At 66.0% G+C, this 21,186-nt stretch carries 20 protein-coding genes; 5 read left to right on the top strand and 15 right to left on the bottom strand.

From position 1 onward, the window contains the following. Positions 1–59 precede the first annotated feature (59 nt). The 3 genes from L6639_RS09000 to L6639_RS08990 form a co-directional block, all read right to left on the bottom strand. Positions 60–2,285, bottom strand: coding sequence for an ATP-binding protein (locus L6639_RS09000; RefSeq protein ID WP_237860891.1), 2,226 nt, complete (start codon positions 2,283–2,285; stop codon positions 60–62). Between the two features lie 124 nt (positions 2,286–2,409). Continuing rightward, on the bottom strand, positions 2,410–2,880 hold the full coding sequence (locus tag L6639_RS08995; RefSeq protein ID WP_237860889.1) for a hypothetical protein: 471 nt from the start codon (positions 2,878–2,880) through the stop codon (positions 2,410–2,412). Positions 2,881–2,976: 96 nt separating this feature from the next. Then, positions 2,977–4,515 carry a YifB family Mg chelatase-like AAA ATPase gene (locus L6639_RS08990; RefSeq protein WP_237860888.1) on the bottom strand — a complete coding sequence of 513 codons (1,539 nt, stop codon included), beginning with the start codon at positions 4,513–4,515 and terminating at the stop codon, positions 2,977–2,979. Positions 4,516–4,744: 229 nt separating this feature from the next. Here L6639_RS08990 and L6639_RS08985 point away from each other — a divergent pair, with 229 nt between their 5' ends. Beyond that, on the top strand, positions 4,745–4,990 hold the full coding sequence (locus tag L6639_RS08985) for a PilZ domain-containing protein (RefSeq protein ID WP_237860885.1): 246 nt from the start codon (positions 4,745–4,747) through the stop codon (positions 4,988–4,990). Between the two features lie 83 nt (positions 4,991–5,073). Then, the gene (locus L6639_RS08980; RefSeq protein ID WP_237860883.1) at positions 5,074–5,850 is read left to right on the top strand and encodes a tetratricopeptide repeat protein; all 777 of its coding nucleotides are present in this window, start codon (positions 5,074–5,076) and stop codon (positions 5,848–5,850) included. Between the two features lie 21 nt (positions 5,851–5,871). On the opposite strand, the gene L6639_RS08975 is transcribed toward L6639_RS08980, so the two are convergent. The 7 genes from L6639_RS08975 to rsmI all read right to left on the bottom strand — a co-directional run bounded on the left by L6639_RS08975 (position 5,872) and on the right by rsmI (position 12,982). Next, positions 5,872–7,161: a CpaE/TadZ family protein gene (locus tag L6639_RS08975; RefSeq protein ID WP_237860881.1), complete on the bottom strand. Its 1,290-nt coding sequence runs from the start codon at positions 7,159–7,161 to the stop codon at positions 5,872–5,874. Beyond that, on the bottom strand, positions 7,158–7,892 hold the full coding sequence (locus L6639_RS08970) for a CpaD family pilus assembly protein (RefSeq protein ID WP_237860879.1): 735 nt from the start codon (positions 7,890–7,892) through the stop codon (positions 7,158–7,160). The genes L6639_RS08975 and L6639_RS08970 overlap by 4 nt, the downstream gene beginning before the upstream one ends. 52 nt (positions 7,893–7,944) lie before the next feature. Further along, positions 7,945–9,462, bottom strand: coding sequence for a type II and III secretion system protein family protein (locus L6639_RS08965; protein ID WP_237861310.1), 1,518 nt, complete (start codon positions 9,460–9,462; stop codon positions 7,945–7,947). A 10-nt stretch (positions 9,463–9,472) separates the two neighbouring features. Next, positions 9,473–10,291, bottom strand: a complete 819-nt coding sequence (cpaB, locus tag L6639_RS08960) for a Flp pilus assembly protein CpaB (RefSeq protein WP_237860877.1) — start codon at positions 10,289–10,291, stop codon at positions 9,473–9,475. A gap of 397 nt (positions 10,292–10,688) precedes the next feature. Next, positions 10,689–11,633 carry a glutathione synthase gene (gene gshB / locus L6639_RS08955; RefSeq protein ID WP_237860875.1) on the bottom strand — a complete coding sequence of 315 codons (945 nt, stop codon included), beginning with the start codon at positions 11,631–11,633 and terminating at the stop codon, positions 10,689–10,691. Positions 11,634–11,643: 10 nt separating this feature from the next. Then, the gene (locus tag L6639_RS08950; RefSeq protein WP_237860873.1) at positions 11,644–12,045 is read right to left on the bottom strand and encodes a YraN family protein; all 402 of its coding nucleotides are present in this window, start codon (positions 12,043–12,045) and stop codon (positions 11,644–11,646) included. Continuing rightward, positions 12,032–12,982, bottom strand: coding sequence for a 16S rRNA (cytidine(1402)-2'-O)-methyltransferase (rsmI, locus tag L6639_RS08945; protein WP_237860871.1), 951 nt, complete (start codon positions 12,980–12,982; stop codon positions 12,032–12,034). The genes L6639_RS08950 and rsmI overlap by 14 nt, the downstream gene beginning before the upstream one ends. Before the next feature lie 352 nt (positions 12,983–13,334). Here rsmI and L6639_RS08940 point away from each other — a divergent pair, with 352 nt between their 5' ends. After that, a complete protein-coding gene (locus tag L6639_RS08940; protein WP_237860869.1) occupies positions 13,335–14,570 on the top strand; it encodes a penicillin-binding protein activator in 1,236 nt (411 codons plus the stop codon). 117 nt (positions 14,571–14,687) lie between these two features. Here the strand turns inward: L6639_RS08940 and hemW are convergent, their stop codons facing one another. From hemW to rph, 3 genes are read right to left on the bottom strand one after another with little or no spacing between them, the layout of a single operon-like run. Continuing rightward, the gene (gene hemW, locus L6639_RS08935; protein ID WP_237860867.1) at positions 14,688–15,845 is read right to left on the bottom strand and encodes a radical SAM family heme chaperone HemW; all 1,158 of its coding nucleotides are present in this window, start codon (positions 15,843–15,845) and stop codon (positions 14,688–14,690) included. Further along, on the bottom strand, positions 15,832–16,467 hold the full coding sequence (gene rdgB / locus L6639_RS08930; RefSeq protein WP_237860865.1) for an RdgB/HAM1 family non-canonical purine NTP pyrophosphatase: 636 nt from the start codon (positions 16,465–16,467) through the stop codon (positions 15,832–15,834). The genes hemW and rdgB overlap by 14 nt, the downstream gene beginning before the upstream one ends. 11 nt (positions 16,468–16,478) lie before the next feature. Continuing rightward, positions 16,479–17,192: a ribonuclease PH gene (rph, locus tag L6639_RS08925; protein WP_237860863.1), complete on the bottom strand. Its 714-nt coding sequence runs from the start codon at positions 17,190–17,192 to the stop codon at positions 16,479–16,481. Positions 17,193–17,360: 168 nt separating this feature from the next. Here rph and hrcA point away from each other — a divergent pair, with 168 nt between their 5' ends. Together hrcA and grpE are read left to right on the top strand one after the other, a co-directional pair. Continuing rightward, positions 17,361–18,449 (top strand): heat-inducible transcriptional repressor HrcA, encoded by a 1,089-nt coding sequence (gene hrcA / locus L6639_RS08920; RefSeq protein WP_237860861.1) that lies wholly within the window; start codon positions 17,361–17,363, stop codon positions 18,447–18,449. Positions 18,450–18,558: 109 nt separating this feature from the next. Next, positions 18,559–19,164, top strand: coding sequence for a nucleotide exchange factor GrpE (gene grpE / locus L6639_RS08915; protein ID WP_237860859.1), 606 nt, complete (start codon positions 18,559–18,561; stop codon positions 19,162–19,164). A 54-nt stretch (positions 19,165–19,218) separates the two neighbouring features. Here the strand turns inward: grpE and pncA are convergent, their stop codons facing one another. Both pncA and L6639_RS08905 read right to left on the bottom strand, forming a co-directional pair. After that, the gene (pncA, locus tag L6639_RS08910; protein WP_237860857.1) at positions 19,219–19,941 is read right to left on the bottom strand and encodes a bifunctional nicotinamidase/pyrazinamidase; all 723 of its coding nucleotides are present in this window, start codon (positions 19,939–19,941) and stop codon (positions 19,219–19,221) included. 130 nt (positions 19,942–20,071) lie between these two features. Next, a complete protein-coding gene (locus L6639_RS08905; RefSeq protein WP_237860855.1) occupies positions 20,072–21,010 on the bottom strand; it encodes a hypothetical protein in 939 nt (312 codons plus the stop codon). Between the last annotated feature and the right edge of the window lie 176 nt (positions 21,011–21,186).

Here is a 21,186-nt window from a genome sequence, read left to right as displayed (position 1 = left end):
TCAATTGCAGATTGTCGGCCGGGCAAGGCGCGCCCGTCACCACGGGGAGAGAGCGCGGGCTACACCGCCAGCTGCCGTGCCGCCGGCAAGCCCGCGAGCGCCTCGTCCAGCTTCTCGCGATCGAGCGGCTTGATCAGAAATCCGTTCATGCCTGCCTCGAAGCAGGCGTAGCGATCTTCCACCAGCGTGTTCGCGGTGAGAGCGAGGATCGGCGTGTGATGGCCGCCGCTCACGGCCTCATGGGCACGGATGCGTTTGGTTGCCTCGATGCCGTCGAGCTGCGGCATCTGGATGTCCATCAACACCAGGTCATAAGGCGTGCCGGCAGAGCTGGCCGCAAGCCAGGATTCCAAGGCCGCTTCGCCATGAACCGCGATGACGACACGGTGGCCGAGCTTGGTCAGCAGCGACCGCATCAGCAGCGCGTTGATCTCATTGTCCTCGGCGACAAGGATCGAGAGGCCGTGCGTGGGCGCTCTGACTGCCGTCGTCTCGACAGGCTCCGGCGCGAGATCGGGTGATGCGACCTCCGGCGTCAGCGCGAGGCGCGCGGCGAGCGAGGCTGCGCGCAATGGCTTGACCAGGAAGCCGGTGAAAGCAGGCGAGAGTCCTTCGTGACGCGAGCTCGGTGTCAGCAGCACGAGGCGCTGCGTCGCATGGGCGCGGGCGGCTTCGCCCACGCGATCGGCAATGGTCGCGCCGAGCGCATGGTCGACCAGCACCGCATGCCAGGAGCGCTCAGGCAGCAGCGCTTCGGCCACCGCTGCGTCGGCGACCAGGCAGGTCTGGCCGCCCCAGCGCTCCAGCCGCCGCGCGATCAGGGACGCTTCGATGCCGTCGGCGACCAGCAGGATGGATTTGCCTGATAGATCAGGGCTCGGGAATGCCGTTTGTCCGGCCTCACCTTGCGAGGGCGCGAGCGGAATGGCGACCTCGAAGGTCGAGCCCTTGCCGGGCGCGCTCTCCAGCGTGATACGGCCGCCCATGCGCTTGACGATGCGCTCGCTGATGGCAAGGCCAAGCCCGGTGCCGCCGTAGGTGCGGGCAACGCGGTCGTCGGCCTGCTCGAATTCGCGGAAGATGCGCGATTGCGCCTCGGGCGCAATGCCGATGCCGGTGTCGCGGACCAGGAAGCTGATCTCGTTCGGCCAGATGCCGGGCTCGACGATCAGCGCTACGCCGCCTGATACGGTGAACTTGATGGCATTGCCGGCAAGATTAAGCAGCACCTGGCGCAGCCGTGCGGCATCGCCGCTGACTTCAAGCGGCAGCCGCTCGTCAACATAAGCCGCGATCTCGAGTTTCTTGGCCTGCGCGCGCGGCGCCAGCAGTTCGGTAACTTCCTCGATCAGGGTCGAGAGTGCAAAGGGACGCTGCTCGAGATCGAGCTTGCCGGCCTCGATCTTGGAATAGTCGAGCAGCTCTTCGATCAGCGCCATCAGCGCTTCGCCCGATGTTTTCACCGCCCTGGCGTAGGTCGTCTGCTCCGGCGTCAAATTGGTGTCGAGCAGGAGTCCGCCCATGCCGATGATGCCGTTGAGCGGTGTGCGGATCTCGTGCGAGGCCATCGCGAGGAAGCGCGACTTGGCGCGATTGGCGGCATCGGCGTGGTCGCGCGCATCCGACAGCGCACGCTCGGTCTCGGTGCGGTCGGTGACGTCGCGTCCGACGCTTTGCAGCTCGGCGGGCCGGCCGGCATCGTGCCGGACAAGGCCCTCGCGCCAGGCGATCCAGCGCGCGCCGAGCGGAGTTGATATCTTCTGGTCATGGATGCGCGTGCCGCTCGCTTCGCGCGCGCTGTCGCCCTGCTCCAGCACGTCGAAATCGAACCGCGTGCCGACCAGTGCGCTGCGCGCCTGCCCGGCCAGCGCGCAATAGGCGTCGTTGGCGAAGGTGATACGGCCCTGATGATCGCGCAGCACGATGAGGTCGCCCTGCGATTCGAACAGGCTGCGGGCGCGCTCTTCGGCTTCCTTCAGCTCCCAATTGCGGTCGATCAGCGCCTCGTTGTGAGCGGCGAGCTTGCGCATCCGCCTGGCAACGAAACGCAGCCGCATGCTCAGCGTGGCAAGCCCAAGGCAAGCCAGCGCGAAGAGGAAGCTCGCACCGATCGCAAACGCGTTGGGATCGTAGCCGGAATTCGGCGCGCGGCTGCCGGTGACGAAGCCATAGGCGCCGCCGAACGTGGCCGAGAAGATCATGAAGGAGCGGATGGCAAAGGCGACCTTCGGGTGGCGGCGCCTGAAGCGGCGCATGCGCACCTTGATCCGGAACGTCCGATCCATCGCCACCGACCCCGACTCTCACCCGAAACCTGCCACCGCCGTGCGCGACGATGTCCTGCCGACCTTGCGAACAGCTTGAGGCTTCGAGGTGGCCTCGAAACAGGGTTGACGAGGTATTAATGCGTCAGAGCGAGGCGGCCTGGAGGGGCCGCTTGTGGTCGCCATGAGCACCGACGATCAGGGCTGCGGCCTCGCGCGGCGAGAACGTCTTCGAGCGGACAAAGATGCGGTAATCGGCCGGGCCGTCAGTGGAAAGATAGATCACCGGGCCACCATCGACAGGTTGCGCTGCGATGGTGATGAGGCGGTTCGCTGGATTGGCCTGGCAGGAATCGGGCTCAGAACCGAGACCATCGTCCACGACCGCGAAGTCCGCAGTATCTGGGTCATCGGTGATCTGAACCCGGACCGTGGCGCGCGACAGATCGTCGGTGAAGGCGACATGGACGCCGGCGGTCCAGAACAGGGAGGTCAGCTCGACCGAGGTGTCGCCGAGGGCGATGCAGGGTTGCGAGACCGATCCGATCTCGCTGCGGGCGAACACCGCAGCCGCCAACAGGGGAACCACTGAGGCCAGGATCTTGAAACGCAACATGACACGCTACTCGCCAGGCCCTGATGGAACTGATGGGCCTTATGGTTTGCAGAGCGTAAAGGAAACTCGTTACCACCGGGTTGATGCGCGGGATGATCAGGCGAGCTGGCGCACATCCTCCGCGAGTGCGCGGTACGACAGCGCTTCGGCGAGATGCAGCCGGCCGATCCTGTCCGCGCCATCGAGGTCGGCGAGCGTGCGTGCCACCCGCAGCACCCGGTGATAGCCGCGCGCCGACAGCCGCATGGTCTCGGCAGCATCGCGCAGCAGTTTCTGCCCCTGCGCGTCGGGCTTGGCGATGTCCTCAAGTACCGCGGCCGGCGCTTCGGCATTGGTGCGGACCTGCGGCAGGCCCGCCTCCGCGTAACGCGCGAGCTGGATATCGCGCGCCGCCGCCACGCGCGCGGCGACCTCAGCGGAGCCTTCGGTCGCTGGCGGCAGGATCAGATCGGCTGCGGTGACAGCAGGGACTTCGATGCGCAGGTCGATGCGATCCATCAGCGGGCCGGAAATGCGCGCCTGATAATCGCCGGTGCAGCGGTCGATGCGGCCGCGCTTGCAGGCATAGCCGGGCTCGAACGCATTGCCGCAGCGGCAGGGATTCATCGCGGCGACCAGCATGAAGCGGGCAGGGTAGGTGACGCGGTGATTGGCGCGCGACACCGACACCTCGCCATTCTCCAAGGGCTGGCGCAGCGAATCCAGCACGCGCGGATCGAACTCGGGCAGCTCGTCGAGGAACAGCACGCCCTGATGCGCCAGCGAGATCTCGCCGGGCTTTGCGCGCGCGCCGCCGCCGGTGAGTGCGGCCATGCTGGCGGAATGATGCGGCGAGCGGAACGGCCGCCGCGATGTCAGCGCGCCGCCCTCGATCTCGCCGGCGACGGAGGCGATCATCGAGACCTCGAGCAGTTCGCCGGGCGACAGCGGCGGCAGGATCGAGGGCAGGCGCGCGGCCAGCATTGATTTGCCGGCACCGGGCGCGCCGATCATCAAGAGGTGATGTCCGCCCGCGGCTGCGATCTCCAGCGCGCGCTTGGCGCTTTCCTGGCCCTTGATGTCGCGCAAATCGAGCAGCGAGCTTGCGGCTTCATGCACTTTCGGCACGGGCCGCGACAGCACCTGCGTGCCCTTGAAATGGTTGGCGATCTGAATCAGCGAGTGCGCGGCGACGATCTCGATGTCGGGGCTCGCCCAAGCTGCCTCAGAGCCGCAGGCGGCGGGGCAGATCAAGCCTTCCTCGCGCGTGTTGGCGCCGATCGCGGCGGGCAATACGCCGGCGACTGGTGCGATCGAGCCGTCGAGGCCGAGCTCACCGAGCACGGTAAAGCCGGTCAGCGCATCCGGCGGAATCGCACCGATCGCCGCCATCAGTCCGAGCGCGATCGGCAGGTCGTAATGGCTGCCTTCCTTCGGGACGTCGGCGGGTGCGAGATTGACGGTGATCCGACGCGCCGGCAGCGCCAGCCCCGAAGCGATCAGCGCCGATCGGACGCGCTCGCGCGCCTCCGACACCGCCTTGTCCGGCAGGCCGACGATGGCAAAGGCCGGCAGACCCGGCGCGACCTGCACCTGCACATCGACCGCGCGGGCCTCGATTCCCTCAAAGGCGACTGTCGAAACCCGCTGGACCATGCTGCCCCCCTTGCACAATTAGGGGTAGCAGAGCGGGACTGACTTGACAAGAACAATACGGGAACATGAATGAGGGCCCCGGCGGTTCCTAACATCAGGTAAACGGGACCAGGACACTAAGCTTCGACTACGCCTCGAATGCGAACGGCTCTCCTCAGCACATCCCAACGAATGTCCGCTACTCCTAGAGGTGCGGGATGGGCCGTGATCTAACGGGTGAACAATTCAAATGCTTGCAAATCGCCGCAGAAGCGAACGACGGGTGTGCAGCCGGCTGGCCAAGATTCATCTTGGCGCGGGCTCGCTGCCGCGGGACTGCACGATCACCGATATCTCGGACGGGGGCGTGAAAGTGGTGGCGGAATTCCTGGAAGTGCCGCCGCAGTTCACCATCATCTTCGCGCCGGATTACTCCCGCCAATGCCGCCTGCGCTGGCGCATCGGCTGCGAATTCGGTGCGGAATTCACCGACTAGGTCACATAAGGACGCGTCCTTAACCGGACTTTAGCGTTAATCGGCAAAGCATCTCTGATCAGTCCGCCGGCGGTGATCAGAGTATGTCCAAGCGTTCGTCCCTTGCCTCGTCCCCGGCGAGATTCCTGCTTCCCGCACTCGCGGTGCTTGCCCTCGGCGGCTGCCAGACCACGAGCCTGGACGACGTGACCGGTGCGCTCGGCGGCCGGTCCGAGCCTGTCGCCGCGGCCGATGGCAAGCCGGATATGGGCGCCTTGCGCGAGCGCTATCGTGCCAAGCCGAACGATCCCAATATCGTCCTCGAATATGGCAAGGCGCTGCGTGACGGCGGCCAGCACGCCCAGGCGGTCGCCGTGTTCGAGCAGGCCGTGCTCGCCCATCCCAGCAACAAGGCGCTGCTCGCCGGTTACGGCCGTGCGCTCGCCGACAATGGAAATTTCCAGCAGGCTTTTGACGTGCTGGGCCGCGCGCATACGCCCGAGGATCCCGATTGGCGCATCCTGTCGGCGCAGGGCGCGGCGCTCGACCAGCTCGGCCGCAACGAGGAAGCGCAGCAATATTACGCCACGGCGCTGAAGATCGTGCCCGAGGAGCCGACGGTGCTGTCCAATCTCGGCCTGTCATACATGCTGCAGAACAACCTGCCGAAGGCCGAACAGGTGCTCGGCCGCGCCTATCAACGCAATCAGAGCAATGCGCGGATCCGTGCCAATCTCGCGCTGGTGTTGGGATTGCAGGGCCGCGAGACCGAGGCTGAAATCCTCGTGAAGGCAGATTTGCCTCCCGACCAGGCCGCGGCCAAGATCACGGCGCTGCGGCAGCTGCTGGCGAAGAAGCAGCAGCAGCGGGCGGAGAAATAATCCACCGCCGTTGCCGGCTGTTTACGACGCCTTGCGATGCGGCGCGGATCCGCGCCCCGTCTTGCCCTTCAGCCGCTTCAGCAGCGGTCCGAGCAGCGAGCGCTTCGGTTTTTTCACCTCGCCGCGCCCGGCGAGCCGGTTGGCCATGTTCTGGAACAGCTCGGTGGTGCGGTGGCTCTTGGAGACCTCCGCGATCATCTGGCCGTTGTTGGCCGCGGTCGAGAACAGTTTCGAGTCGAACGGAATCACCGCGAGCGGCTGGCTTTCCATGGTCTTGGCGAACGCCTTGACCTCGATCTCGGCCCGCTTGTGCATGCCGACCTGGTTGATGCAATAGAGCGGCGGCCGGTCGTTCGGCCGCGCCGTTTTCAGCACCGTCAGCATGTTCTTGGTGTTGCGCAGATTGGCGAGATCAGGCTCGGCCACGATGACGATGTCGTCGGCGTTGACCAGCGCGCGCTTGGTCCAGGCCGACCATTGATGCGGCACGTCGAGCACGATGCAGGGCGTGGTCATGCGCAGCGTGTCGAAGATCGCATCGAACGCTTCCGCGCCGAAATCATAGACGCGATCCAGCGTCGCGGGCGCTGCAAGCAGGCTGAGGTGCTCGGTGCATTTGGCGAGCAGGCGCTCCATCAGCGCCGTGTCCGGCCGGTCCTGCGACAGCACCGCATTGGCGATGCCCTGCGCCGGATCCTGGTTGTAGTCGAGGCCGGCGGTGCCGAAGGCGAGGTCGAGATCGATCACGACGGAATCGAGCGCGAGGTCGCGCGCGATGGTCCAGGCCACGTTGTGCGCGACGGTGGACGCGCCGACGCCGCCCTTGGCGCCGACCACCGCGATGATGCGGCCGGTGATGATGGCTTCCGAGGCCGAGAACAGGCTGCAGATCGAGCGCACCACGTCGATGGTCTCGACCGGGCCGACCACGTAGTCGTTGACGCCGCGCCGCACCAGCTCACGATAGGGCGCGGTATCGCCGGGATTGCCGATCACGACCACGCGCGTGCCGGGATCGCAGACGCCGGCGAGGTCGTCGAGACCTTCGAGGATATCGCGCGTGCCGTCGGATTCGAGCACGATGACGTTCGGCGTCGGCATCGTGTCATAGACTTCGATGGCCGCGGCAAGTCCGCCGCTCTTGGCGGTGAGATGCGCCTTGGCGAGACGGCGATCCTGGCCGGCCGCGGTCACCGCGGCGAGCGTCCTCTCGGTCTCGCAAAAGGCCTGCACCGAGATGCGGGGAACCGGCGCAATGTGTTCGTCGGGGTGCTGCGGATCACCCGCTTCTTCGTCGTCGATGCCCGTCATTTGCCTATTTCGCTGAGTTTGGCCTTGTCAGCCTCGGGATAGGTGGTCGCGGTTGGATTGCCCTTGCGGTAGCGGTCGAAAGCGATGTCGCGCCGTGCCGTATAGACCGGCGTCTCCGCGCGCGGCTGCTCGAGATCGGCGGGGTTGTCGATCATGGCCGCGAGGTTGCGCTGGCTGGCACAGCCGAGATTGAAGTAGGGCCGGTTCTCGTTGTAGCCGGGATCGAGGATCGACGGCCCCACATCTTCGGGCCACAGCCCGCAGGGGCCGGCGACCGCAGTGATCTTGGAATAGCTCAGGCGGATGGTCGGCAGCAGGCCGGGATCCTCGGGGCGATAGGGATGCTGCACGATGGCGCGCGACGGCACGCCGCCGCTGCCCAGAACGCCGCGGATCTCGTGATAGGTCGCAGCGGCCGCGCGCGAATTTGCAGTGTCGATCGGCACGTCGACGACGACCGAGCCGGTACCTTCGCGGACCCAGTCCTGGGCAATCCCCATCACGTCGGCGTGCTGCGCGGCCGACAGACCACCGCGCGACTTGCCGACGAAGATCACGATCGAGCGCTTGCCTTCCTGCACCGCGATCGGATGACGCATGCGGTAGTCGGTCGGCACCGTCTGGGTGGTGACGACGTCGCCTGTGGTGTTGCAGGCCCCGAGCATGACGGAGAGCCCCGTCAGCGCGAGCGCGATGCGCAAATTGCGACGTCGATCTGCTGTCCTCGTCATCGCCTGGTCCCCTCTTGCCCGTTTCTCGCCCCGGTCCCCAAAACCGTTGGTGTCAGTCGATGATGAAGCCGAAATCGCCCCTGTCGCCGTCGATCGGATCGACGCGGCGCGCGATGCCGTAGAGCCGGTTCATGCGCCCGAGCAGCGCCGATTGCGCATCCGAGGAGGGCGCAAAACCGTCGTCGGGCCGCGACAATTCCTTCTGGGCGACCGCGCGCACCACATAGGGCGTCACGATGACCATCAGCTCGGTCTCGTTGTTGACGAAGTCCTGGCTGCGGAACAGCGCGCCGAGGATCGGCACCTGGTCGAGGCCGGGCAGGCCGTTGATCGCCTGCTTTGTCTGCTGCTGGATCAGGCCGGCCATCGCCATCGAGCCGCCCGACGGGATTTCCAGCGTGGTCTCGGCGCGGCGGGTTTGGAGCGAGGGGATGGTGATCGAGTTGTTGGAGGTCGCGGACACCGCCTGGGTCAATGTGATCGAGTTCGTATTCGACAGCTCCGAGACCTCGGTCATCACGCGCAGGCTGATGCGTCCTTCGCTCAGCACGACCGGGGTGAAGTTCAGGGAGATGCCGAACTTCTTGTAGGTGACCTGGGTGGTACAGACATGGGTGACCGGATCGCAGGCATAGCCCCCGGGGATCGGGAATTCGCCGCCGGCGACGAAGGTCGCGGATTCACCCGAGATGGCGGTCAGGCTCGGCTCGGCCAGCGTGCGCATCACACCCGCGGTTTCCATCGCGCGCATGGTGGCGTTGACGGTGGCAACGCCCTTGGCGAGGCCGGTGACGCCGAGCCCGTTGCTGCTGACCAGCGGGCCGCCGGAGACCGAGAACGGGTTCGAATTGTTGAAGTTCACGACCGCGGTGCCGGCATTGAGGCTGGCGCTGAGGTCGACGCCCAATTGCTTGACGATGTCGCGGCGAACTTCGCCGACCACGACTTTCAGCATCACCTGGTCACGGCCGCGCACGATGATGTTGTTGACCACCTTGTCGGGGCCTCCGACGAGCTTGGCGGCGACGTCGCCGGCCTGCTGGGCCTCGACCGGGCTCGACACCGAGCCGGTCAGCATCACGCTGTCGCCGATGCCTTCGATCTGCACGCCGGGCAGGGACTGGCGCAGCGCCGTGCGCATGCCGTTGAGATCGCGCTTCACCGCGATGTCGTAGGAGGCGACCTGCTGGCCGTCGGCGGTGAAGAACACCACGTTGGTCTGGCCGACCTGGGCGCCGATGATATAGGCGCGCTGCGACGAGCGGATCACCGCATTGGCGATCTTGGGATCGGCCACCAGCACGTCCTTCACCTCGCGCGGCAGGTCGATCACGACCGACTTGCCGACGCCAAGCGACAGCGAGCGCATCCTGGCCGGCGCAATGGTTGCAACAGGCGCCACGCCGAGGTCCGGCGCCTGCATCGGCGCCTGGTCTCCGACCGGTGCATCCGCAGCGCGGACGAGATCGGGAGCTGCGACCAGCCCCAGCAGCAACATGGCCCCTGCCCAGAACGAGCTTGCGCGCTTCCCCCGAATGCGCACGCCCGTCCGATCATCCCCGTAGTTCATCATGTCCCCATCACTTCTGTGACGTCAGCTGTCGCGCCTGTACGCCGTAGCGAATCACGTTCACGCCGGTCTGGCGCTGCTTGAGTGCCTGCTCTTCCGGTCCACCGTCGGAGGCGCTGGCATCGGCAATGCTGCGCAGTGCGAGTGTCAGCGTGCCACCCTGGCGCGAGGCCGAGAGCGTCGCGACCTGGTCGGGCCGGAGCTCGAGCGTGACGGTCTTGCCGAGCACGGCGTTCTGGCCGTCCTTTTCCTTCGGCGCCTGATCAATCGCGAGCACGCGGATGTTGGTCAGGACGACTTCCGACAGGATCAGGTCATTGCCGCCGGTCTGGCCGTTGGGGCCATCGGGATTCTTCAGGCGACGCGTCAGGACGATGTCGACGCGGTCGTTCGGCAGGATGAAGCCGCCGGCGCCGGTCTCGGCCGAGATTTCGGTGGAAACGGCCCGCATGCCGGACGGCAGGATCGCGGCCATGAAGCCGGAGCCGTCGGCCTTGACGAGCTTCTGCTCGCGGATCGGCTCGCCCTGCATCAACGGCACGCGCGCGATCGAGCCGGCGATCTGGGTCTGTGCGTCGGGCCGGCTGTCGCGGCGAATGAAGGCGCTGCTGGCGGTCGCTTGCGGCCAGGTCTGCCATAGCAGATCCTCGGCCTTCACGGCCTGGCCGAGCTGGATGTCGGATTTGGCGACGAGCACCTCGACCGTCGGCAGCTTCTCGACCACCTGGGCGACGGGTGCGGGCTTGTTGTCGTAACCGCTGGCGAGATACGCAGCGACGCCGCCGGCGCCGAGCGCAATGACGAGAACGACAATGCGTGCGGTGTTCATACGCTTCTACTCTTACGCGGGGCACTCGAACCGCACGTGGCGGGTTCCCCCGCATCGATGAGTAGGGAGTAAAAGTATAAGGGGTGTTGCGAGGCCGAGTGTGATGGGCAGTGACGAAGCGAGTTTTGGGCAGATGGTGAATGCCGCGTTAGTCGCTCGGCCGTTGGCCCCGTAGAAACACGCGGGTGCGCTCCCGCGTCCGGATGATAACGCGGGGCGTCATGGTGAACGGGTGGTTAGTGGAGGGGTGGCCGGGAGGCGCCTGATCTTGGTAGTGAGATAAGACGCAGCGCACCACATCATCAGTGTCGTCCCGGCCTAGCGCGCAATTGCGCGCGGTGCGCCGGGACACTGGGAGAGATCGCGCGCTCTCTTGGGAGAGCGCGTGACGCAACCCCTACTTCGCCCGCTTCCGCTCGATCACGTCCCAGATCTTGGCCGCGACGTCAGGCCCGCCAAGTCGTGCAATGGCGCGGATGCCGGTGGGCGAGGTGACGTTGATCTCGGTGAGGTTGCCGTTGATGACGTCGATCCCAACGAAGAGCAGGCCGCGTTCGCGCAGCGCAGGTCCAACGGTGGCGCAAATCTCGCGCTCGCGCGGCGTCAGCTCGGTCTCCTTGGCCGCGCCGCCGCGCACCATGTTGGAGCGGAGGTCGTCGGCCGCAGGCACGCGGTTCACGGCGCCGGCGAACTCGCCATCGACCAGGATGATGCGCTTGTCGCCGTGCTTCACCTCGGGGATGAACTGCTGGATCACCCAGGCCTCTTTAAACGTCACCGAGAACATGTCGTAGAGCGAGCCGAAATTCATGTCCTGCGGCATCACGCGGAATACCGCGGCGCCGCCATGGCCGTGCAGCGGCTTCATCACCACGGCCCCATGCTTGTCGCGGAACGCGTTGATCTCGTCGAGATCGCGCGAGATCAGGGTCGGCGGCATCAGCTGCGGAAAGTTCATCACGAACAGTTTTTCCGGCGCGTTGCGCACCGAGGCGGGATCGTTGACGACCAGCGTCTTCGGATGGATGCGTTCGAGCAGATGCGTCGAGGTGATGTAGGCGAGATCGAACGGCGGGTCCTGGCGCAGCAGCACCACGTCAAAGCCGTTCAGTGCCTCGCGCCTTGGCTCGCCGAGGGTGAAGTGATCACCGGGCTCGTCGCGCACCGTCAGCAGCTGGACCGGCGCCACGATCTCCTCGCCGACCATCGAGAGCTTGTCGGGGGTGTAATAGGACAGGCCGTGGCCGCGCTTCTGCGCCTCCAGAAGCAGCGCAAAGGTGGAGTCGCCCTTGATGTTGATGCGGGCGATGGGGTCCATCTGGACGGCGATGTTCAGTTTCATGGTCTGCCTTTCAGGTCGAGGCGTCGAATGCCGCCAACACATGGCGTGGAAGTGAGCGCGGCGCAATCAGCATGGCGTCGAATCGCAATTCGAATTCCGCATGCTCGGGATGCGCTATCAGCCAGCCCTGCGCGGCATCGATGATGCGTTGCTGCTGGCGCGGCGTCACCGCATAGGCGGCCTCGTCGAGGCTGGCGCGCGCCTTGACCTCGACGAAGGCGATCAGGTTGCGGCGGCGCGCAACGAGGTCGATCTCGCCATGCGCCGTGCGGTAGCGTTTGGCGAGGATGCGGTAGCCTTTCGCCATCAGATAGGCAGCGGCGCGGCTCTCGGCGGAGATGCCGGTGCGAAACGCGGCGACGCGCTCGGGCGAGGCGATCTTCGGTTCGGCCGGCGCCTTAGTCTTCGCCATCGCCGCCCCGCAAATCTTTGGCGAGTTCGAGTGCGCGGGCATAGACCTCGCGGCGCGGCCGGCCCGAGAGTGCGACGGCATGCGCGACCGCGTCCTTGACGCTGTTCGTGGAAAGCTGCGTGCGCAGGAGATCGTCCAGCGCATCCGCTGTCAGCACATCGGCATCGGCGGCGGGCGGAGCGATCACCAGCACGAATTCGCCGCGCGTCTCCAGCGTGTCCGCCTCGCGCGCGAGCTCGCTCAGCGTCGCGCGTGAAATCTCCTCGTGCAGTTTGGTCAGCTCGCGGCAGATCGCGGCCTCGCGCGTGCCCATGATCTCGGCGAGCTCGGCGAGCGTATCCTGCACACGATTGCCGGATTCGAACATCACCAGCGTCGCATCGATGCGGGCGAGCTCGGCCAGGCGCGATTTTCGCGCGGCGGACTTGGACGGCAGAAAACCTTCGAAGAAGAAGCGATCGGTCGGCAGCGCGGCGACGGACAGCGCCGCCAGCACCGAGGACGGGCCGGGCAGGGCATAGACCGCATGGCCCGCGGCGCAGACCTCGCGCACCAGCTTGTAGCCAGGATCGGAAATCAGCGGCGTGCCGGCGTCCGACACCAGCGCGACCGAGCCGCCGGCCGCGAGCGCCTCCAGGATTTTGGGCCGCGCGGCCTCCGCATTGTGCTCGTGATACGGCTTGAGCTGCGCCGCGATGTCGTAGCGCTCGGTCAGGCGCCGCGTGATCCTTGTGTCCTCGCAGGCGATGATTTCGACGGCGGCCAGCGTCTGCAGGGCGCGCAGCGTGATGTCACCGAGATTGCCGATGGGGGTCGCGACCAGATAGAGGCCGGCCGCGAGTTTCGGCGCCACGAGCCGGTGGGCATCGATGGAGAACCCGCGCGAGGCGGCGTCCGTGGCTTCAGTCGTATTTATCGGGGCCGGCTTTGCGCGCATAATGAGATGAACTTAGGCATGATGTCAGGGGCTGGGAACCGGCCCCTCGAAAAAGATCATGCCTGGCCAGGATATTGAAGCGGGGCGAGGAAGGACTGGAATGTGATCCATCCGGCATCACATTCCAGAGGGAGTGGAGCGTCAGCGCCATATTCACGGCGGAAACGGCGCCTTGATGCTTTCGTGACGGACGGCGGACAGCAAGCCAGGACAGGACGACGGTCGCGTTAAGCGGTCATTATCCTTTTGTTTTGGTTAACTATTTGCCGACAATATGCCTGAATCCGCGGCTTGTGTCGCGGAAAGAATGTTGTGACTGGCGCAGATGCGGCCGGTCAGAAGAGAAGCTGAGATGGTGGGCCCGCGTGATCTGAAGTCTCCCGTCAAGGGGCGCCTGATGTCAGGGGCGACCCGGCGGAGTGCGCTTGGCCTGCTGCTCGGCACGCCCCTGCTGTCCGCCTGCGCCGGTGTGCAGCAGAGCCTCAGCCAGTTCTCCAATCCCTTCTCCAGCTCCTCGCCGCCGCCCGCCCAGCCGGCTGGTCCGCCGCAGCAGGCGACCACCGCCGGCACCGGCGGCGTGAAGGTTGCCGTGATTCTGCCGCTCTCGGCCGCCGGCAATGCCGGGCTTGCCGCGCAATCCATGCGCAATGCCGCCGAGATGGCGCTGGCCGAGTTCCAGAACCCGAACATCCAGCTGCTGATCAAGGACGACAATGGCAGCCCGCAGGGCGCGCAAGCCGGCGCGCAGCAGGCGGTGGATGAAGGCGCCGAGATCATTCTGGGGCCGCTGTTCGCGCAGTCGGTGCCGGCGGTGGCGCAGGTCGCGCGCACGCGCGGCATTTCGGTGATCGCGTTCTCGACCGATTCGAGCATTGCCGGCCGCGGCGTCTATCTGCTGAGCTTCCTGCCGGAGTCCGACGTCAATCGCATCATCGAATACTCAGCCAGCATCGGGAAACGCTCCGTCGCCGTGCTGGTGCCTGATAATGCCTATGGCAATGTCGTCGAAGCCGCGGTGAAGGCAGCCGTGCCGCGGCGTGGCGGCCGCGTCGTCGCGTTCGAGAAATACGGCGCCGATCGTGCGACGCCGGCGCGATCGGTGGCGCAGCAGCTCGGCAGTGCGGATGCGCTGTTCATTGCCGATGACGGCGATTCCGTCGTTGCGGTCGCCGATGCGATGACCGCGGCCGGCGCCAATTTGCGCAACATCCAGCTGCTCGGCACCGGCCTGTGGGACAGTCCGCGTGTCTATGCCAGCCCAAACTTGCAAGGCGGCCTCTACGCCGCGCCCGATCCGGCGGGTTTTCGCGCGTTCTCCGGCCGCTATCGCACCAAATACGGCGCCGATCCGATCCGCACCGCGACGCTCGCTTATGACGCGGTCGCGCTCGTTGCTGCGCTCGCGCGCACGCAAGGCACCACGCGCTTCTCGTCCGATGTGCTCACCAACCCCTCAGGCTTTGCCGGCATCGACGGCCTGTTCCGCTTCCGCGCCGACGGCACCAATGAGCGCGGACTTGCGGTGATGAAGGTGACGACAGGTGGCGGTGTCGCGGTCGCGGGCTCGCCGAAGAGTTTTGGGGCGTAGCTCAGGACGACGGTGCCGTGGGGCGGGCAAAGCGTAGCGTGCCCACGCAGTTTCCGTGATCGAGAGAGATCGTGGGCACGGCGCAAGTGCGCCTTTGCCCCACCCTACGAGATCTCGCTACGCCGCGAGATCGGCGACCACCGCATCGAGCACCGGGAATCCGCTGCTGGTCACGCGCAGGCGGCCCGTCGCATCGACCGTGATCGCTCCCTCCTCACGCAGCAGCGCGATACGTTTGGGGTCGAGCGGGCGGCCGGAGAGCGCCTTGTAGCGCTCGGGATCGATACCCTCGGCCAAGCGCAATCCCATCAGCAGGAATTCGTCGGCGCGCTCTTCGCTGTTGAGGAGATCGTCGGTGACGATTCCGTCGCCATTGGTCTCGACCCGCATCAGCCAGGCTTCCGGGCGCTTCTCGGTGGCGGTGGCATGGCGCACGCCCTCGATGTCGAGACGGCCGTGGGCGCCGGGGCCGATGCCGGCATATTCCTCGCCGCGCCAGTAGACCAGATTGTGCCGGCACTCGGCGCCGCGCCGTGCGTGGTTGGAAATCTCGTAGGCGGGCAGCCCGAGCGTGTCGCAGGTTTCCTGCGTGACGTCGTAGAGAGCGCGCGCCACGGCTTCATTCGGCGTCTTCAATTTGCCGGCCTGGTGCAGGCCGAAGAACGGCGTGCCTTCCTCGATCGTCAATTGGTAGAGCGACAAATGTTCGGCCGCCTCATCGATCGCGAGGCGCAGTTCGTCCGCCCACATCGCCGGTGTCTGGTCGGGACGGGCATAGATCAAATCGAACGAGTAACGGTCGAACGAGCGGCGCGCGATCGCGACGGCATCGAGCGCCTCTCGCGCGCTGTGCATGCGGCCCAGCGCTTTCAGCGAGGCATCGTCGAGCGCCTGCACGCCGAGCGAGACGCGGTTGACGCCGGCGGCGCGATAGCCGGCAAAGCGCGTAGCTTCGACACTGGTCGGATTGGCCTCCAGCGTGACTTCGACATCGCTTGCCACCGTCCAGTGCTTGCCGATCGCGTCGAGCACGGCGCCGACGGTTGAAGGCTGCATCAGTGACGGCGTGCCGCCGCCGAGGAAGATCGAGGTTACCTCGCGTCCGGGTGCGCGCGCGGCGGTCGTCGCGATCTCGCGGGCGAAGGCCGAAGCAAAGCGTGCCTCGTCGATCGCGGCGTGGCGGACATGGCTGTTGAAGTCGCAATAGGGGCACTTCGACAGGCAGAACGGCCAGTGCACGTAGACGCCGAACGCATCCTTGTTAGCGCGGCTCAAGGCAGATCTCCGCCAGTTTCACGAAGGCACGGGCGCGGTGCGACAGGCCGAGGCCGAGCGGTGGCAGGCCGTGCTTCTCGATGCTTTCCATCTCGCCGAAGGTTCTGATGTGACCGTCGGGCAGGAACATCGGATCGTAACCGAAGCCGGCAGTGCCGCGCGGCGGCCACACCAGCGTGCCGTCGACGCGCGCCTCGACCTCTTCGAGATGATTGTCCGGCCAGGCGACGCAGAGTGCGGAGACGAAATGGGCTTTGCGCTTGTCCGGCTTGATGGCACCGCGCTCCTGCAACAGACGCTCGATCTGCGCCATCGCGGCGGCGAAGTCTTTGTTTGGACCGGCCCAGCGCGCGCTGTAGATGCCAGGCGCGCCGTCGAGCGCGTCGACCACGATGCCGGAATCGTCGGCGAAGGACGGCAGCCCGGTCGCCTGCGCCGCCGCGATCGCCTTGATCGCGGCATTGCTGCGGAAATCGTTGCCGGTCTCGTCGGGCTCGCCCAATCCGAGTTCACCGGCCGACACCACCTCGATGCCGTGAGGCGCGAGCAGCTCCTTCATCTCGGCGAGCTTGCCGGGATTGTGGGTCGCGATGACGAGCTTTCCGGTGATTCGGCGGTGCATGGGTCTATTGACTACGCGACAGCCAGTTTCTGCAAGTCCACCAGACGCGCGATGCCCTTCTGCGCCAGCGCGATCAGCTTCAGGAACTCGTCCTGCGTGAACGGCTCGCGTTCTGCGGTGCCCTGCACCTCGACGATGCGGCCATCGCCGGTCATGACGAAATTGGCGTCGGTCTCGGCTTCCGAATCCTCGGCGTAGTCGAGATCGAGCACCGGCGTGCCGTTGTAGATGCCGCAGGAGATCGCGGCGACGTTGTCGCGCATCACGTTGGCCTTGACCATGTTGCGCGCCTTCATCCAAGCGATGCAGTCGGCCAGCGCGACCCAGGCGCCGGTGATCGACGCCGTGCGGGTGCCGCCGTCGGCCTGGAGCACGTCGCAATCGACCGTGATCTGGCGTTCGCCGAGCGCTTCGAGGTCGACGATGGTGCGCAACGAGCGGCCGATCAGGCGCTGGATCTCGACGGTGCGGCCGCTCTGCTTGCCGGCGGCGGCTTCGCGGCGGGTGCGTTCGGAGGTCGCGCGCGGCAGCATGCCATACTCGGCGGTGACCCAGCCGCGGCCCTGGCCCTTCAGCCATGGCGGCAGGCGATCTTCCAGCGTGGCGGTGACCAGCACATGGGTGTCGCCGAATTTCACGAGGCAGGAGCCTTCCGCATATTTGACCACGCCGCGCTCCAGCGTCACGGGGCGCAATTCGTCGGGCGCACGGCGGCTTGGCCGCATGGGAAATCCTCCAGAACTCATGGGGTAGGGCTGTTCGCGGTGCTTGTAGGTGGGGTCAGGGTGGGCAGCAAGGCTTTTTCACCCCCTGATATCGACCCCGCAAACGCCGCGCTTGTCAGAACCGTCCTGGATGGCCAAATTACAAGCATCTGAGAGGAGTTGCCGTCTGTGGCCCATCACGATCCGATCCATCTGATCGCGCCGCGCGCAGGCCTCGCCCAGCTCAACGAGCGTTCCCGCGACATCTTTCGACAAATTGTCGAAAGCTATCTCGCGACCGGTGAGCCGGTCGGCTCGCGCAACATCTCGCGCCTGATCGCGATGCCGCTGTCGCCGGCCTCGGTCCGCAATGTCATGGCCGATCTGGAACAGCTCGGCCTGATCTATGCGCCGCACACCTCGGCCGGAAGGTTGCCGACGGAACTCGGCCTGCGCTTCTTCGTCGACGCCCTGATGCAGGTCGGCGACCTCAACGAGGCCGAGCGGCAGTCGATCCAGAGCCAGCTCGCGACCGTCGGCCACGCCCAATCCGTCGAGGCGGCGCTGTCGGAAGCGCTGACGCGGCTGTCCGGTCTCACGCGCGCCGCCGCCGTCGTCCTGACGCCAAAATCAAATGCGCGGCTGAAACACATCGAATTCGTTAGGCTGGAACCCGAAAAGGCGTTGGTGATCCTGGTCGGCGAGGACGGTCAGGTCGAAAACCGCGTGTTGACCCTGCCGCCCGGAGTTCCATCCTCTGCGCTCACGGAGGCCGGCAATTTCCTCAACGCCCGGATCCGCGGCCGGACGCTGGCAGAGGCGCGGCTGGAGCTCGAAACCGCGCTTGGCGAGGCCCGCGCCGAGCTCGATCAGCTGACGCAAAAGGTCATTTCGGCCGGCATCGCGAGCTGGTCGGGCGGCGAGAATGAGGACCGCCAGCTCATCGTCCGCGGCCACGCCAATCTGCTGGAAGATCTGCATGCGCTGGAGGATCTCGAGCGTGTCAGGCTGCTGTTCGACGATCTCGAGACCAAGCGTGGCGTGATCGACCTGCTCGGGCGCGCCGAAACCGCTGAAGGTGTCAGGATCTTCATCGGCAGCGAGAACAAGCTGTTTTCGCTATCGGGCTCCTCCACCATCATCTCGCCCTATCGGGATGCCGCCGGCCGCATCGTCGGCGTTTTGGGCGTGATCGGGCCGACGCGGCTGAATTATGCCCGCGTGATCCCGACTGTGGACTACGCCGCCCGCATCGTCAGTCGCCTGCTGGGAGGCTAGTAGGGGGCTGACCGGCATTTGAGCCGATCACGGGCGCTTGATTTTCGGCGCCCGAAGCACGATATCCGGGCCAGAAAACCTCCCCCTGAGCGAGTTCGAGAAGCAGCCGATGACCGATCCAACCCGGCAACCCGAAGACACGGCCGCGCCGACCGGCGAGCCCGTGGTGTCGAAGCCCTACATCATGCCCGACGATCCCGAGCCGGGTTCGGTCGAGCTGTTGCAGAAGGAAGCCGCCGAGGCGCGCGACCGCATGCTGCGGACGCTCGCCGAGATGGAGAATTTGCGCAAGCGTACCGCCAAGGAAGTCGCCGATTCCAAGCTCTACGGTGTCACCGGCTTTGCCCGCGACGTGCTCGACATCGCCGACAACCTCCAGCGCGCGCTCGACGCCGTTCCGGCTGAAGCGCGTGCCACCGCCGATCCCGGCCTGACCGCGCTGATCGAAGGCGTCGAACTCACCGAGCGATCGCTGCTCAGTGCGCTGGAAAAGCACGGCGTGAAGAAGTTCGATCCCTTGGGCCAGAAGTTCGATCCGAACTTCCAGCAGGCGATGTACGAAGTGCCCGACGCATCGGTGCCCGCGGGCACCGTCGTGCAGGTCATGCAGGCCGGCTACACCATCGGCGAGCGCGTGCTGCGCCCGGCGCTGGTCGGCGTCGCCAAGGGCGGCGCGAAGGCTGCGCCTGCGGCGAACAGCAACGAATCGAACTGAGCGATTTTGAGGAGCGCGCTTGCGCGCGTCTCCTCAAGGTCCGGCGTGTGCGCCTTACGCGCTGACCGCGATATCCGCAGACTGAATCCGCTTCACGCCGGCCTTGGCCATGTCGGCCCAGGCCTTTGCCAGCGAGCCCTGCGTATCGATGCCGCGGCAGGCGTCTTCCACGACATAGACTTCAAAGCCTGCCTTGCGCGCATCGAGCGCGGTCCAGGCGACACAGAAATCCGTCGCGAGACCCGCAACGAAGACGCGCTTGATCTTGCGCGACTTCAGATAGGCGGCAAGGCCAGTCGTCGTCTTGCCGTCGGCTTCGAGGAAGGCCGAATAGCTGTCGACGTCCTTGTGAAAACCCTTGCGGATGATGAGCTCGGCCTGCGGGATCGAGAGATCCTTCGACAGCGAGGCGCCGTCGGTGCCCTGCACGCAATGGTCGGGCCACAGCACCTGCTTGCCATAGGGCAGGTCGATGGTCTCGAACGGCTTCTTGCCCGAATGCACTGATGCGAACGAGACGTGGCCGGGCGTGTGCCAGTCCTGCGTCATCACCACGTTCGAGAACGCTTTCGCCATCTTGTTGATGACGGGCACGACCTGCTCGCCTTCCTTCACCGCGAGGCTGCCGCCGGGCAGGAAGCAATTCTGCACGTCGATCACGAGCAGCGCGGAGCTGTCGTCCGGCTTGATCGCAGCTGCTGCGAACAGTGCCGATGGAGCGAGGCTCGCAAGCGCCGTCGTTCCCATCGCGGCCAAGATCTGTCGTCGATTAAGCATCGTCCGCCTCCCCTCCAGGATGATCTCAAGCTGATCCAATGGAGGGAAGCCTAGTTCCGTTCGTGTACGAACGAAAGCCCGAAAATGCAGCCGGCTCTGGTGAACGCTTGGGCTGCCAGCCCCAGGGCCTCTAACCCTTCGGCTGGATGCCGTCGCGCACGGCGCGGAAACGGGTGAAGGCATCGGACCACTGGTCGCGCGGGGCGCTGGCGATGATGCGCAGCGAGGTGCCGCCGCCGAAGCGGATCCACTGCACCACCGTGACCGGGGTCTTGTCCTTGCCGCTGACGCCGTCGATCCGGGTCTCGAAGCCGGGCTGGCTGTTGATGCGGATCGGCTCCGACATGGTGATTTTGGTTTCGCGCAAACCCGGAATCTGAAGGGCCGCCTCCTGGGCGAAGCGGGCGCGGTCGTCGGCGGCTTGCGGGGTGGCGCCGATCAGGCCGAGGATGATGAATGGCTTGGATTCATAGCCCGAGCTCTCGCTGCCGTCGGCCAGGATGATGCTCGAGCCCGGCACCAGCGTACGGACGTCCTTGAAGCCGGCGAGATCGGTGATCTTGAACGGCAGCAGCCCGATCTGCTCGTCGACCGACACCTCCTTGCGGATAGTGGCGGTCGCAAACATCTGCCGCACCGCTTCGTCTGTGTAGATCTTCGCAGCGTTCTCGGGAATTTGCACCGCGACATAGCCGGAGAAGCCGGTGCCCGGCACGATCATCGAATAGCGCTTCACCAGCGTGTCGCCAACCTTGGCGCCTTCGGTGGTAAAATACGCAAGGCCTGCCGACGTCTCGATCTTGTCCGGCTTGACGCCGTTGGTGCCGGCCGGATTGGCGTTGAACGCACTGACGACCTCGTTATAGGCCGCCGGCGGCAGCTCGGTGATCAGCACCTTGACGCTGCCGTCCTCGTTCTCGAAGCCCGGGAAGGTCTTGGCCTTGCTGAGGCCGACCAGAGGCACCATGCCGAGGCGCAGTCCCGGCGGGTAAACGGCGTCGGCGGCAAGCGCCGGAAGCGCCGAAGCGACGAGGAGGACGAGTGCGGCGAGGGGGCGGATCAGCTTCATGGGCACTCTGATTGGTTCACATTGAGGCCGTACGATGGTCGGCCCTCGGGCGCTTTGTCGCGCGAAGCAGCCCCATGGCGAGACCGTCCGGCCGGCCGCCTTTTAGCGGGTTTGGCGCGGCGGTAACAGGGCCGGGCCGCGGATCGCGGCGGGCGGCCGCTCGATCGCCGAACCTG

The organism is Bradyrhizobium zhengyangense (genome assembly GCF_022012555.1).
GTDB lineage: Bacteria > Pseudomonadota > Alphaproteobacteria > Rhizobiales > Xanthobacteraceae > Bradyrhizobium > Bradyrhizobium zhengyangense.
Note: the sequence above shows the minus strand (reverse complement) of the source record. Positions and strands in the feature narration are given on the sequence as shown.